The organism is Acinetobacter sp. ANC 4178, from assembly GCF_004331175.1.
Taxonomy (GTDB): Bacteria; Pseudomonadota; Gammaproteobacteria; order Pseudomonadales; family Moraxellaceae; genus Acinetobacter.
In genome coordinates this window covers 390,802-404,422 of the sequence record NZ_SJOD01000003.1, presented here as the reverse complement: position 1 = coordinate 404,422, position 13,621 = coordinate 390,802, and the positions used below count along the sequence as shown (strand labels likewise).

Annotated in this window: 16 protein-coding genes; 11 read left to right on the top strand and 5 right to left on the bottom strand. The window is 41.6% G+C overall.

What is annotated here, in order from left to right; all coding sequences use genetic code 11:
- Positions 1 to 66: 66 nt before the first annotated feature.
- A complete protein-coding gene (locus E0H87_RS08945) occupies positions 67 to 549 on the top strand; it encodes a hypothetical protein (protein WP_131323256.1) in 483 nt (160 codons plus the stop codon).
- Between the two features lie 112 nt (positions 550 to 661).
- On the opposite strand, the gene E0H87_RS08940 is transcribed toward E0H87_RS08945, so the two are convergent.
- Together E0H87_RS08940 and E0H87_RS08935 are read right to left on the bottom strand one after the other, a co-directional pair.
- Positions 662 to 1,177 (bottom strand): chromate transporter, encoded by a 516-nt coding sequence (locus E0H87_RS08940; protein WP_131323255.1) that lies wholly within the window; start codon positions 1,175 to 1,177, stop codon positions 662 to 664.
- Positions 1,174 to 1,749: a chromate transporter gene (locus E0H87_RS08935; RefSeq protein ID WP_131323254.1), complete on the bottom strand. Its 576-nt coding sequence runs from the start codon at positions 1,747 to 1,749 to the stop codon at positions 1,174 to 1,176. Before E0H87_RS08935 ends, E0H87_RS08940 begins: the two co-directional genes overlap by 4 nt.
- Positions 1,750 to 1,863: 114 nt before the next feature.
- Between E0H87_RS08935 and E0H87_RS08930 the strand changes: the two genes are divergently transcribed.
- The 4 genes from E0H87_RS08930 to E0H87_RS08915 all read left to right on the top strand — a co-directional run bounded on the left by E0H87_RS08930 (position 1,864) and on the right by E0H87_RS08915 (position 5,312).
- Complete coding sequence (locus tag E0H87_RS08930; RefSeq protein ID WP_131323253.1) at positions 1,864 to 2,778, top strand: LysR family transcriptional regulator; 915 nt, start codon at positions 1,864 to 1,866, stop codon at positions 2,776 to 2,778.
- A 51-nt stretch (positions 2,779 to 2,829) separates the two neighbouring features.
- Entirely contained in the window at positions 2,830 to 3,345 is a 516-nt protein-coding gene (locus tag E0H87_RS08925) for a hypothetical protein (protein ID WP_131323252.1), read from the top strand.
- A 78-nt stretch (positions 3,346 to 3,423) separates the two neighbouring features.
- The gene (locus E0H87_RS08920) at positions 3,424 to 4,251 is read left to right on the top strand and encodes a hypothetical protein (RefSeq protein WP_131323251.1); all 828 of its coding nucleotides are present in this window, start codon (positions 3,424 to 3,426) and stop codon (positions 4,249 to 4,251) included.
- Entirely contained in the window at positions 4,248 to 5,312 is a 1,065-nt protein-coding gene (locus tag E0H87_RS08915; protein WP_131323250.1) for a DGQHR domain-containing protein, read from the top strand. Before E0H87_RS08920 ends, E0H87_RS08915 begins: the two co-directional genes overlap by 4 nt.
- Before the next feature lie 47 nt (positions 5,313 to 5,359).
- On the opposite strand, the gene gatB is transcribed toward E0H87_RS08915, so the two are convergent.
- From gatB to gatC, 3 genes are read right to left on the bottom strand one after another with little or no spacing between them, the layout of a single operon-like run.
- Positions 5,360 to 6,826 (bottom strand): Asp-tRNA(Asn)/Glu-tRNA(Gln) amidotransferase subunit GatB, encoded by a 1,467-nt coding sequence (gene gatB, locus E0H87_RS08910; RefSeq protein WP_131323249.1) that lies wholly within the window; start codon positions 6,824 to 6,826, stop codon positions 5,360 to 5,362.
- On the bottom strand, positions 6,826 to 8,304 hold the full coding sequence (gatA, locus tag E0H87_RS08905) for an Asp-tRNA(Asn)/Glu-tRNA(Gln) amidotransferase subunit GatA (RefSeq protein WP_131323248.1): 1,479 nt from the start codon (positions 8,302 to 8,304) through the stop codon (positions 6,826 to 6,828). The genes gatB and gatA overlap by 1 nt, the downstream gene beginning before the upstream one ends.
- A 53-nt stretch (positions 8,305 to 8,357) precedes the next feature.
- Positions 8,358 to 8,672: an Asp-tRNA(Asn)/Glu-tRNA(Gln) amidotransferase subunit GatC gene (gene gatC, locus E0H87_RS08900; RefSeq protein ID WP_100242180.1), complete on the bottom strand. Its 315-nt coding sequence runs from the start codon at positions 8,670 to 8,672 to the stop codon at positions 8,358 to 8,360.
- 132 nt (positions 8,673 to 8,804) lie between these two features.
- Here gatC and E0H87_RS08895 point away from each other — a divergent pair, with 132 nt between their 5' ends.
- The 6 genes from E0H87_RS08895 to E0H87_RS16060 all read left to right on the top strand — a co-directional run bounded on the left by E0H87_RS08895 (position 8,805) and on the right by E0H87_RS16060 (position 13,563).
- A complete protein-coding gene (locus tag E0H87_RS08895; protein WP_131323247.1) occupies positions 8,805 to 9,851 on the top strand; it encodes a rod shape-determining protein in 1,047 nt (348 codons plus the stop codon).
- A gap of 14 nt (positions 9,852 to 9,865) precedes the next feature.
- Positions 9,866 to 10,723 (top strand): rod shape-determining protein MreC, encoded by an 858-nt coding sequence (gene mreC / locus E0H87_RS08890; RefSeq protein WP_131323246.1) that lies wholly within the window; start codon positions 9,866 to 9,868, stop codon positions 10,721 to 10,723.
- Positions 10,710 to 11,201 carry a rod shape-determining protein MreD gene (mreD, locus tag E0H87_RS08885; RefSeq protein ID WP_131323245.1) on the top strand — a complete coding sequence of 164 codons (492 nt, stop codon included), beginning with the start codon at positions 10,710 to 10,712 and terminating at the stop codon, positions 11,199 to 11,201. Before mreC ends, mreD begins: the two co-directional genes overlap by 14 nt.
- Positions 11,189 to 11,755 carry a Maf family nucleotide pyrophosphatase gene (locus tag E0H87_RS08880; protein ID WP_131323244.1) on the top strand — a complete coding sequence of 189 codons (567 nt, stop codon included), beginning with the start codon at positions 11,189 to 11,191 and terminating at the stop codon, positions 11,753 to 11,755. The genes mreD and E0H87_RS08880 overlap by 13 nt, the downstream gene beginning before the upstream one ends.
- Before the next feature lie 39 nt (positions 11,756 to 11,794).
- Positions 11,795 to 13,249 (top strand): ribonuclease G, encoded by a 1,455-nt coding sequence (gene rng, locus E0H87_RS08875; RefSeq protein ID WP_131323243.1) that lies wholly within the window; start codon positions 11,795 to 11,797, stop codon positions 13,247 to 13,249.
- Positions 13,250 to 13,389: 140 nt separating this feature from the next.
- A complete protein-coding gene (locus tag E0H87_RS16060) occupies positions 13,390 to 13,563 on the top strand; it encodes a PA1571 family protein (RefSeq protein WP_016165343.1) in 174 nt (57 codons plus the stop codon).
- Positions 13,564 to 13,621 lie beyond the last annotated feature (58 nt).

Here is a 13,621-nt window from a genome sequence, read left to right as displayed (position 1 = left end):
TGGTTTTAGACCTGATTTGCATTAAAATGCGGGGCTGTCGTATAGCAATAACAAAGGATAATAATGATGGGCGTGAAGCACTGGGTTTCAAAAAGTTTGCTGTGGGTTGCACTCAGCTTTTCTTCAGCGACAATGGCAGCGGACATGACCACTTATCGGGGAATGGGCGCTGCGAAACAAGATTTTCCGACTTTTAAAACTTTACAAGCTGGCGGCTTTATTGCCAAGAAACCTGAAGTTTTCCGTTATGACTACAACGATGTATTTCGCATTAAAAAACCACTCAAGTTTATGGGGCAAAATGTGGTCGCGGTGTCGGATGAATACATGTCACAGTATGTCGGCTGTTGTGTCAGTGAAGGTTGGGGCGCTGTAGTAAGTAAAACTGCGGATTTAGCCGCACTGCAACAATTTGCCAAAAAGAATCAGTGTTCTTTAGGCCTTATAGCAAACGATAATACTGATTATTATACCTACATTCTAAAAAGACATCCGCAAGCTGAATATTATGAGCTGTCTTGTCGGGAGCGAGATTTAGCGCAATATTAAATCATGATTGATCCAGCAGTAGATGCCACTCGGTGAGTTGGATTCACTCCGTATCTCATTAGAAAAATGATGAAACCCGCACAATGCGGGTTTATTTACCTTTGTGATATTTTTATAGAAAACTAGCGCCTGCGGTTGCACCAAAGAGCATGACCCAAAGTGGATGTACTTTCCTAAACAGACTCATCACTGTCGCAATCGCAATGATGGCAATCAGCAAACTATTTTGTGCTGAAGCATCGGCAATAATCCATGCACTGACCAACACTAAGCCCACCGTAATGGGCTTTAAGGCTTTTTCAAAACGTTCACGTAGAGGATGATCTTTAAACCGATTCCAAAATTTCAGTGCAAATACGGTAATGACGGATGATGGTCCGAACTTGGCGAATGAGGTGACTAGAAGTCCAGCAGGACCTGCGACGTGCCAACCCACCAGCGGAACAATCATCATATTGGGGCCGGGTGCTGCCTGTGCCATCGCAAACATGGTGCTAAATTCTGTGGCAGTTAACCAGTGATGCACTTCGACCACTTGATGTTGTATTTCAGGCAAAATGGCATTACCACCGCCAAAAGCCAGTAAAGAAAGCTGAGTAAAAACGATGGCTAAAGCAATCAGAATCATGCGTTTTTTGCTCCTTTATTCAGGCTTAAAACCGTGATGTTGAGGGCAACCAAAATGACTAAAGTCAGTAATAATGGAATTTTGATCAACAACATAAATACAAAGGTTAAGGCGATGGTCAACCAAGTTAAATAGCGTCGCATAATCGGACGAAGCATTTTTAATCCCATCGCAAACAACAAGCCTGCGGCAGCGGCAGCAAGACCTTCAAGCATGTGTTTAACTGCGGGAATGGATTGAAATTGGGCGTACAGTTCATACAGCATAATTACAATTAAAGTCGGTGCCGAGATCAAACCCACCGCAGCACTAATTGCACCCTTCACCCCTTGAAATTGATAGCCAATTGCGACTGACATATTGATGATATTGCCGCCAGGCAGTAGTTGGCACACGCCAAGTAAATGCGTGAATTCCTCAATTGTCAGCCATTTACGATCATCTACAATCATACGGTGTGCCAGTGGTAGCACCCCGCCAAACCCCATCAGCCCAAGTTTCATAAACCCCATAAATAATTCCTGATGATTGGGATGAATGTCTTGCTCTAATGTCATGACTTCAGTTTTCATTGCTGACCTCACTCGTTCTAATGTCAAAAGTATGCGCTTGTTGCGTTATAATGAAAAATGCTATTTATGATGTAAACCATACCTAAATGGTATGCTTAATCTGGAGAGTTGAAGATGGATATTCACAAGCTCAACGCCTTTGTGGCGGTGGTGGAAGAAAGTAATATTTCACGTGCAGCCGTGCGTTTAAATATGCAACAGCCACCGTTGACCCGCATCATTAAAGGTCTGGAAGATGAGTTGAATACGCAGCTATTGAAACGTTTACCGCGTGGCGTAGAAGCAACTGAAGCGGGTAAAGTGCTGTATCAGGAAGCTTTGACCATCCTGGCACATGCACAGGCGATCCCGCAGCGGGTGAAGAACATTACCCAAGGTTTGGAAGGGCAGTTGAATATTGGCTTTACCAATTCGGTGGGCTTACATCCTTTTTTACCTGCATTGTTACGTAATTTCCGTGAAACTTTTCCTGCGGTTTCGATTCATCTAGAAGAAGATGGTAGTAACTCACTGATTGACTCGATCAGTAACGATAAAAATGACATCGTCTTTTTACGCAAACCTGCTCCGCTTGGCGCGGGGCTAAATAGCTTGCATGTACTGGACGAACCGTTGATTGTGGCGATGCCGAATAACCATCCATTGGTGGAACAGTCTGATGCAATTCACTTACTCGATTTAGAAGCTTATGATTTTGTGCTGTATCGTCGTTTAGCGGGGCAGGATTTATTCGACAATATTATGGCGAGTTGTTATCAGGCGGGCTTTAGTCCGAAAATTGTGCAAGAGGCCCCACGATTAACCTCCAGTTTAAATCTGATTGCGGCGGGTATTGGCTTATCGATTGTGCCTGAAGCGATTCGAGACTTTTGGAATAAACAGATTGTGTATAAACCGTTAAAGGCAGATTTGCCGTGTATTGCCCCAATTTATGCGGTGTATAAGCACAATGTTGATAATGTACGTTTGCAGCATGTGTTGCAATTGTTAGGCAGACAGCCTCACGAGATACAGAGTCATAACAGCTGAGTTTTAATGGCTGTGTTACAAAGAAACCAATCAGTTTTTGGAATTCAACAGATGTCTGTTCAGCTTGTGAAAACTCAGGGGAAGTGGTTGGGTCTTGGTCGTGTGGTGTTGTTGGCAGCCACGGTTTTGGGTGCAACGCAGATGAGTATGGCGAGTACCACGGTCGATCAACTGAGTAATTGTCTAGTGAAATCGACCACCGCGACCGATAAAACCGCCGTGTTGCAGTGGACCTTTGTGGCGTTATCGACGCATCCCGATTTAAAACAGTTTAGTCAGGTCACGGAAGATCAGAAAACCGCACTGGATAAAAATGTGGCGCAAGTGTTGCAACGTATTTTGGTTGAGCAATGTTCGGCACAGACTAAAGCCGTGATTCAGGCAGATGGTATTCAAGCCGTAGGTGAAAGTTTTCAGCAGTTGGGACAGATTACAGGCGAGGAAATTGTAAAGAATACCGAAGTGAAGCGGCAGTTGAATGGTTTGTTACGTTATCTCGATTTGAACAAGATGGTGACGACGTTTTTAACACCTGAGATTTGGAATAAATTGGGTCATATTAAATAGATAGCTAAAATAAGATTTGATTATAAAGGCTTTTTTTTATATAGTTTTTACTGATATAGAATCTTTTAATATGCATGTATGAGTGTTAAAAATAATCAAGGAGACAATTCCTTTTGTAAAAAAGATATAAATTTCTATGAAAATGATTTGTTTATTTTCATTGCTTTTATGTTGTGGTTTTTGGCTATTAATTTTTTGCTAAAAATTGGGGGATTTTTGATTGATTTATTACCTGTAAATTTTACAATTAGCTTCGTTGGATTTCTTGCAATATTCTTTTTTCGAGAAAAAATATTAATTATTTTAGAATTTCTGTGTAAAATTCAATCAAAAATCTTAAAACCTTTTGAAGTAATTAATGACAATAAAACAGAATTTTTTATTTGGGCACTTTTTACTTTATTCGCAGGTCAGTTAGGAATTATAACTAATCTATTGATTCGAGTTCTTGGTACTGATAAAGATTTTCAAGAGTCACTTTATTTAGATGCTCAAGCTGGAAATTTCTATTTGTATTCAATCGCAATTATTGCTTCAATGCTAGGTAATGTATTCACTACCTTTTTAAGCTCTAAAGAAGCTTCTTTCCGTTATATTCGAATTATAGCTTCTTCTGTATTAGTTTTATTCTTGTTACTGAATGCTATAGTTTACAGTGCAACCCAGTTGGGAGATCCTATTGATATTGGGGTAGCATTTTACTATTCATTCGACTGGTTGCAATTAGCTTTTTATATAGCTTCAATGATTTTTTCAATTTATTGTTTTTGTCTTGTAAAATTAAATTTACCCAAATTCAAGGATCTTTCCTATGATGATGACTATGGCAAAAATGAAACTAAAGAAGTTGATGCACTAACTAAAAGTGCTGTGAAAAAGACTAGTGATGGAGATTTAAGAGTATGATGAAGGAATTCCCATTACTTGAAGTTATACAACCTATAGGTACTTTTTTTGTCTCGGTGCTTGATGCTCAAACTTTGATTGAAATCACGGAAGTCAAACATCGAGGAGAGTATCCTGATGCTGTACAACGAGATTTAAGTAAAAAAAGGGTAAAGGCAATTGCTAATTATTGTAATGACCCTGATGCAACATTCCCAACATCTATTGTTGTCTCTCTCAATATGGGGGAAGGTTATGAAATTGATGTAATTAATAGAAAAATAATTATAAATCCGGATATAAAAATAGGAGAGATTATTGATGGTCAGCACAGAATAAATGGACTAAAAGAATCTGGTTTAGCTAGTAAATTCACTCTTCCTGTAGTATTTATGATCGATCTAGATGCTTATCAAAAAGCATATGTTTTTTCTGTAATTAATAGTAAGCAAACTTCTGTACCATCCTCTTTAATTTATGACTTATTTGCATTAAGCAAAAATAGGAGCCCATTTAAAACTTGTCATGAAATTACAAGAGCGCTAAATAGATCTGAACTTTCTCCTTTTTATAATCGGTTAAAAATGTTGGGTAAGAAAGAAGAAGGGCAAGAACTAGCAACAATTTCTCAAGGATCATTCGTGAAATATTTACTAGAACTTATCAGTAGAGATCCTGAACAAGATACGAGGGATATTAAAAACGATATTGAATTAGATGATGATAGTAGGTGTTCTCTTAGATCTTTGTTTGTAAAAGAAAAAGATGATTTAATTTTAAAAATTATTATGAATCTTTTTAATGCTGTCAAAGACATTTTTAGTATCGAGTGGGAACAACCTCAGAACTCAATTTTATCTAAACCAATAGGTGTTGGGGCAATTTTGAAACTAGCTAACTTAGAATTAATCCCACTTGGACTTAAGGAAGGAAACCTTACAGAAGAATTTTTTAAGGAAAAACTTAAAAGAATTAAAATTAATTTTGATTCTGAGAACCACGAGATATCATCAGAAAACTATGGTTCAAATGAGCAAGCTAGAACTAAATTAGTGAATAAAATGAAAAGTGCTTTAAGTTAAAAGAAAACCCGCTTAAAAGCGGGTTTTCTTTTTCAAAATAGATCAGATTAACCAATCAATTTCTTCATTAATTCATTGACTTGCGCAGGGTTAGCTTTACCTTTTGCAGCTTTCATCACTTGACCGACAAGACCGTTAAAGGCTTTCTCTTTACCAGACTTGTATTCCTCAACCATCTTCTCGTTGGCTGCAAGCACGTCTTTAATAATCGCTTCAATTGCGCCTGTATCAGTTTCTTGCTTCAAGCCTTTTTCAGCAATAATGGCATCGGCAGTTTTGCCTTCTTCCCACATAAAGCCAAACACTTGCTTCGCGATTTTGCCGTTAATGGTATTGTCCACAATACGTGCGATCATGCCACCCAACTGTTCAGCCGAAACAGGAGAATCTGCCAACTCTAAGCCTGCTTTGTTTAAAGCACCTGAGAATTCGCCCATCACCCAGTTTGCAGACACTTTACCATGAGCAGAACCGCCAGCAGCTTGAACCACCGCTTCATAAAACTCAGACATTTCACGCGTCAGTGTTAACACGTGTGCATCGTACTCAGTCACCCCAAAGTCCGCCACGAAACGCTCACGACGTGCCGCAGGTAACTCAGGTAATGTTGCACGAGCCGCTTCAATTTGTGCATCTGAAATAATCACAGGCAACAAGTCAGGATCTGGGAAGTAGCGATAGTCGTTCGCTTCTTCTTTCGAACGCATTGAACGCGTTTCCATTTTCACTGGGTCGAATAGACGTGTTTCTTGGTCGATTTTGCCGCCGTCTTCTAAAATGTCCATTTGGCGTTCAATTTCAACATTGATCGCTTGTTCAATGAAACGGAAAGAGTTGAGGTTTTTCAGTTCACAACGTGTACCAAATTCGTTGCCCGGACGACGTAGCGACACGTTACAGTCAGCACGGAATGAACCTTCCGCCATGTTACCGTCAGAAATACCCAACCAACGTACTAAAGTGTGAATCGACTTGATATACGCCACAGCTTCTTCAACCGAACGCATGTCAGGTTCAGACACGATTTCAAGTAAAGGTGTACCGGCACGGTTTAAGTCGATACCTGACATCCCTTCAAACTGGTCGTGAATCGATTTACCAGCATCTTCCTCTAGGTGAGCACGCGTTACGCCAATGCGCTTCACCGTACCATCTTCAAGTTGAATGTCGATATGACCCAAGCCCACAATCGGGTTGTCCATCTGGCTAATTTGGTAGCCTTTTGGTGAGTCTGGATAGAAGTAGTTTTTACGGGCAAACACAGATGCTTGGTCGATAAAGGCATCAATACCTAAACCAAAACGAATCGCCAAATCCACCACTTGTTTATTTAAAACAGGCAACACACCCGGCATCGCCAAATCGACAAGGCTGGCTTGTGTATTTGGGTCTTGACCAAATTCAGTCGAAGAACCTGAGAAAATTTTAGATTTGGTCGCAAGCTGAGTGTGAATCTCAATCCCGATAACGACTTCCCAACCGTCAATCAATTTCAACTTTTGAGCTTCAGCCATTATGCATTCTCCTCAGCAATTGCTGCACGTTTGGTGTGCCAGTCCGTGTTTTGTTGGTATTGATGAACAATCGACAACAATTGTGATTCTGACCAGTAGTTACCAATCAACTGTAAGCCAACAGGGAGTTGTGCTTGGTCAAAGCCAACAGGAGCATTGATGGCTGGTAAACCTGCCAAGTTCACTGCAAGGGTGTAAATGTCACCTAAATACATTTCTGTTGGGCTGAGGTTAGCGCCAATTTTATATGCAGTTGTTGGTGCAGAAGGCGCAGCAATCACGTCTACATTTTCAAATGCTTTTAAGAAGTCTTGTTGAATTAAGCGACGAACTTTCTGTGCTTTCACATAATAAGCATCGTAGTAACCTGCTGAAAGGGCGTAGGTACCAATTAGGATACGACGTTGTACTTCAGCACCAAAACCTTCCGAACGCGAACGTTTGTATAGGTCTAAAATGTCGGTCGGGTTTTCACAGCGGTAGCCGTAACGTACGCCATCAAAACGAGAAAGATTCGATGATGCTTCCGCAGGGGCAATCAAGTAATACGTTGGAACATAGGCTTCCGTCATGTTGAGATCAATCTCAACTAAAATCGCGCCCATTTCTTCCAATTTTTTCAATGATTCTTCAACGCGTGCTTTTACGTCGGCATCTAAACCAGCGACATTGAAGTATTGTTTTGGAATACCAATGCGTAAACCTTTAACAGATGTGCCATTTAAGTTTGCAACGTAGTCGTCGACTTCTTTTTCAATAGAAGTTGAGTCTTTCGCGTCATGACCTGCCATCACGTTCATGAGATAAGCACAGTCTTCTGCCGAACGTGCCATTGGTCCGCCTTGGTCCATTGATGAAGCATAAGCAATCATCCCGAAACGTGAAACACGGCCATAGGTCGGTTTTAAACCCGTTAAACCACAGAAAGATGCAGGTTGACGAATTGAACCGCCTGTATCGGTTCCTGTCGAAAACGGTGCAAGATCAGCAGCTACAACGGCCGCAGAACCACCCGAAGAGCCACCTGGTACGTGTTCTAAATTCCATGGATTTTTCGTTGCGCCATAAAAAGGGTTTTCAGAAGTTGAACCCATGGCAAATTCGTCCATGTTCACTTTACCTAAAGTCACCAGACCTGCGGTTTTGCCTTTAGCAACCACAGTTGCGTCATACGGTGAGATAAAGTTGTCCAACATTTTTGAGCCCGCAGAGGTTTTAATGCCTTGGGTACAAAAAATGTCTTTGTGTGCAATCGGAACACCTGTGAGCGTACTTGCTGTGCCTGCTTTAATCGCAGCATCCGCAGCGTCTGCTTGAGCCAATGCTTGCTCTGCGGTCACGGTAATATAGGAATTTACCTGCGTATCGATTTTTTCAATACGTTTTAAATAATGTGCAGTCAGTTCGCGAGAGGAGAATTGAGCTTGTGCCAAACCCTCAGCAAGTTCACGAATCGATAAGCGGTGTAAATCGGTCATGAGAAATAATTCTTTACGTTTAATTTAAAAAAAATGGTTCAACTGAGTGAAAATTATTCAATCACGCGTGGTACAAGGTACAAGCCTGCTTCGGTTGCTGGTGCAACAGCTTGATATTCTTCACGATGATTCTGTTCAGTCACCACGTCTTCACGTAACGGCTGTGGATTGTCGAAAGGGCTTTTCAATGGTTCAACACCTTCGGTGTCGATGCCCTTTAAGGTTTCCATCATGCCTAAAATTTTGTTTAGACTTTGAGCATATTCAGCAGATTGCGTATCATCTAGCGATAAACGAGCAAGATTGGCGATCGCTGAAACTGTTTGAGCATTTAAATCTGCTGAATGCTGAGCATCCGATGTAGACATAACATCACCTAATCAGTATTAAAAAATTTCAAAATATCGTGCGTTATAATAAGCGATTGACTTGTTCAAAGCATCACATTTAGTTAAAGTTGCGACCTTGCGTCCACATAAAGTTAAACTGAGAACGACCCCGTGATTCTAAAACGACTAATTGGCTTGTTTTCGCCAGACCTCGCCATTGATTTAGGTACAGCAAATACACTTATTTATGCACCAGGACGAGGCATTATATTAAATGAACCGACAGTTGTGGCTATTCGTCACAGCGGTTCACAAAAAATTGTTGCCGCTGTTGGTCTTGATGCGAAGCAAATGCTTGGTCGTACGCCTGCGAACATCTCTGCAATTCGCCCAATGAAAGACGGTGTAATTGCTGATTTTGAAGTGACTGAAACCATGCTCAACCAATTTATTGGTAAAGTGCATGAAAAGCGTTTATTCCCACCTGCACCGCGTGTTGTGGTGTGTGTTCCATGTAAATCGACATTGGTTGAACGTCGTGCGATTCGTGAGGCTGTATTCAATGCAGGCGCACGTGATGTACGTTTAATTGAAGAACCGATGGCTGCAGCAATTGGTGCAGGCTTACCTGTAGAACAAGCCTGCGGTTCGATGGTGGTTGATGTGGGTGGTGGTACAACTGAAATTGCAATTATTTCATTGCAAGGTTGTGTCTATGCCGACTCTTTACGTGTTGGCGGTGATGTGTTTGATGAACAAATCATTAACTATGTGCGTAAAGCACATGGCTGCGTGATTGGTGAAACCACAGCAGAAAACATTAAGAAAGAAGTGGGTATGGCTTTACCAGACGAACAGGGTAAAACGCTAGAAATTGAAGTTCGTGGTCGTAACTTGGCAGAAGGCGTGCCACGTGCCATTACAGTAACTTCAAACGAAATTACCCAAGCGATTTCTGATCCTTTACAAAGCATTGTTTCAGCAGTGAAATCTGCATTGGAACAAACGCCACCTGAATTATCTTCAGATATTGCAGAGCGCGGCATTGTATTGACAGGTGGTGGTGCATTGCTACGTAACCTTGACAAATTATTGGCTCAGGAAACTGGTTTACCAGTTGTAGTTGCTGAAGATCCTTTAACTTGCGTCACTCGTGGTGGTGGTAAAGTTTTAGAATTCTTTGATAATCCAAATCACGACATGTTATTCGTTGGTTAATTAAGGATTTGGCTGTGCAAACAAATTTGTTTTCTAGGCAGCCCCCATCATTTCGCTCATTTATCATTGCGGTTGTAACATGTTTGGTGGTGCTATTTTTTAACTGGCGCTTACCTCATGTGATACAGCCTGCAAGAGATGTCTTGTATGCGGCATATAATCCTATTTATGCCTTGGCAAGTTATCCTGTATTGTCCAGCGAATGGTTGACGCAGCAGACCAAGTCTGAGGCACAATTACGTCGTGAAAATACGGCCATGCAGGCGGAGTTGCTACAAGCTCAAGTGCGTTTGCAAAAGCTGTCCGAGCTTTCTGCTGAAAATACACGTTTACGTGGTTTACTTGATACGCCTTTAATTATTGATGGCCGAATGGAAATTGCGGAAGTCATTGGGACGGATGCGGATCCATTACGTCATATTATTGTGATTAACCGTGGTTCAACCAACAACTTGAAAGTTGGACAAACGGTACTGGACGATAAGGGCATCATGGGGCAAATCATCAATGTGTATCCACACAGTAGCCGCGTCATGTTGCTTTCCGACAAAGACCATTCTTTATCGGTACGTCTAGAGTACACGGGCATGCGTGCGATTGTTTCGGGCACAGGTGATTTAGGACATCTGAAAATGGAATACGTTCCAACCAGTGCCAATATTAAGGTGGGTGAAAAAGTGTATAGCTCAGGTTTAGGGGCGCATTTCCCAGCAGGATATTTGGTCGGTACAGTGTCTAAAGTGAGCCGACATACGACGGGTGAGTTTGCACAGATTGATGTGGTTCCCGCAGCGCAGTTAGCCACAGGTCATCATGTTGTGGTGCTGTTTTCCGACTCATTAGCGATGGAGCAGCCACATGCCAATCGCTAAGTTACGTCAAGAAAAACGTCAAGATCCGTTATTCCCAATTATCTTTTCAGTGATTGTGGCCTCTGTGCTGATGGTCTATCCATTGGCCTATGCTGTTTCGGGCTGGCGTCCATTGTTTATGATGATGGTCATGCTGTTTTGGGTGCTCTGTCAGCCAACATGGTGTGGTGTTTGGTTTGCTTTTGGTACAGGCATTTTTGTCGATTTACTGATGGATGCGCCACTGGGCTTAAATGCCTTGTGTTTTGTGGTGATTAGTTTTGTTGCGCGTTTTGTGATTCGTGAACGCCGTGTACTGACTTTTGCTAATCTGTGGGTGATTGCAACACTGGCAATTCTAGCTTATCTGTTTATGATGTGGGTGGCACAAATTATGGGGGGCATTCAGTTCTCCTTTGCCCGACATTGGCAGCCATTACTCACCAGTGTTCTGCTGTGGCCCTTGGTTTATTTTGTGCTGAAAAAATGGCGCGTTTAGTTCTTGCTTCTAGTTCTCCGCGCCGTCGTGAGCTGCTTCAGCAGCTCGGTCTAGACTTTTCAACGTATAGTCCTGAGATTGATGAATCTGTGCTTGAGAATGAAAGCGCAGCAAATTATGTCCAGCGTTTGGCTTGTGAAAAAGCAGCAGTCGTACAACAAAAATTTCCCAATGCCATTATTCTTGCCGCAGACACCAGTCTGAGTGTGGATGGTGAGATTTTGGGTAAGCCAGAATCAAAAGACCATGCCTTTGAAATATGGGCAAAAATTTCGGGCAGAAAACATGATGTATTTTCTGGAGTATGTGTACGCACATCAGCGCAAATTTCAAGTATAGTGGTGCGTACCCAAGTCGAATTTCAAGTGCTGAGCCTGAAAGACATGGAAGACTATTGGGCAACAGGGGAGCCCGAAGGAAAAGCGGGAGCTTATGCCATACAAGGACTTGCTTCGCGTTATATTCCCCGTATTGAAGGCAGTTATACCAATGTCGTTGGTTTGCCGTTACATGAGACAGTCGAGTTATTCAAAGCCATTAAGGTCCTAAATTAATGGTGAAACAAAAATTTTTATAATGTTTTGAGTCTTATTATGTCTGACGAGTTACTGATTAATGTCACACCGATGGAGTGTCGTGTGGCGTTAATTCAAAACGGTACAGTCAACGAGTTATATGTTGAACGTACTGTAAAACGGGGTTTGGTAGGAAATATTTATAAAGGCAAAGTGGTTCGCGTTTTGCCAGGTATGCAGGCAGCTTTTGTCGATATTGGACTGTCTCGTACTGCTTTTTTACACATCAATGATATGGTCTGGCCACGTAATCAGCCGATTCCCAATGTTTTTGAGTTATTACAGCCTGGGCAAATTCTGACGGTTCAAGTCATGAAAGATATGCTGGGAACCAAAGGTGCACGTTTAAGCACAGATCTTTCTATTCCTTCGCGTTATTTGGTGCTCATGCCTTTTGGTAATCACATTGGTGTATCGCAACGAATTGAATCGGAAGGAGAACGTGAGCGTTTACGTTCTATTATTGAGAAGATTCAAGCGGTACATGAGTTACCCGGCTCAGTCATTGTACGTACTGCTGCGGAAGGCATTGATGAAGCTTCCATTGCACAGGATATGGCGTATTTGGCAAAGTTGTGGGAATACATCCAGCGCAAACAAAAAAATATTGCTGTCCCTTCTCTTATCTTTGAAGAATTACCTTTACCACAACGTATTATTCGTGATTTAGCGAATGAAAATACAGCAAAAATTTCTGTTGATTCACGTGAAATTCATGCGAAATTGCAGGAATTTGTGGTTGAGTTTGTACCGAATATGCAGAGTCGCCTGATTCACTATCCGGGTGAGCGGCCAATTTTTGATTTATATAATGTTGAAGAAGACATTCAGAAAGCATTGCAAACCCGTGTTGCTTTAAAGTCCGGCGGTTATTTAATGATTGACCAGACCGAGGCCATGACCACCATTGATGTCAATACGGGTTCCTATGTCGGTGGTAGAACACTGGAAGATACCGTGTTTAAAACCAATATGGAGGCAACGCAGGTGATTGCACGTCAGTTACGGTTACGTAACTTGGGCGGCATTATTATTATTGATTTCATTGATATGCAGGAAGCTCAGCATCGCGAAGAAGTGATGAATCAGTTCGAGCGTATGTTGGAACGTGACCATGCCAAGACCAAAATTACGCAGGTTTCGGAGTTAGGTCTGGTCGAAATGACGCGTAAGCGTACCCGTGAGTCATTAGAGCATTTGTTATGTGAATCTTGTCCGACTTGTCAGGGGCGTGGTTATGTCAAAACAGCAGAGACGGTATGTTACGAAATCTTTCGAGAAATCTTAAGATATACCCGAGCTTTTGAATCACAGAGTGGCTTTACTGTTGTCGCGCATCCTTCCGTGATTGATCGGTTACTTACGGCAGAAGCGCCAGCTGTAGCGGATTTAGAGCATTTCATTAAGCGCGTGATTAAATTTCAGGTGGAAAATTTATATACGCAAGAGCAATACGATATCATTCTAAGCTGAAATTGTAACAGGATGTCGTTAAACACTTGTTACAACTGAAATTTTACTTTCGAGCTGGTTTTTTCAATACTACTCATACCAAGTAGCCAAACTAAATTTTCATTTTTGGAGAATTTGGTCTTAGCAAGAAGAGGTGTGAAATGGGCATGAGTGAAAAAATTATCAAACAAGGTATCAAGCACGTGCTAGATAATAAAAACGTACATACGGGTTATATCGTCGATGAGCAAGGCAAAGAAACTCAAATTACAACTGCCATGGTTCGTTCGGTCTGTCATCAATTACTGAAACAGTGTCGTAGTATTAAAGCTTAAGGGGCTCACATGAAGCCCCTTAATTTATTCTGTAGTATCTTGCTGTGCTGTTTTAGCG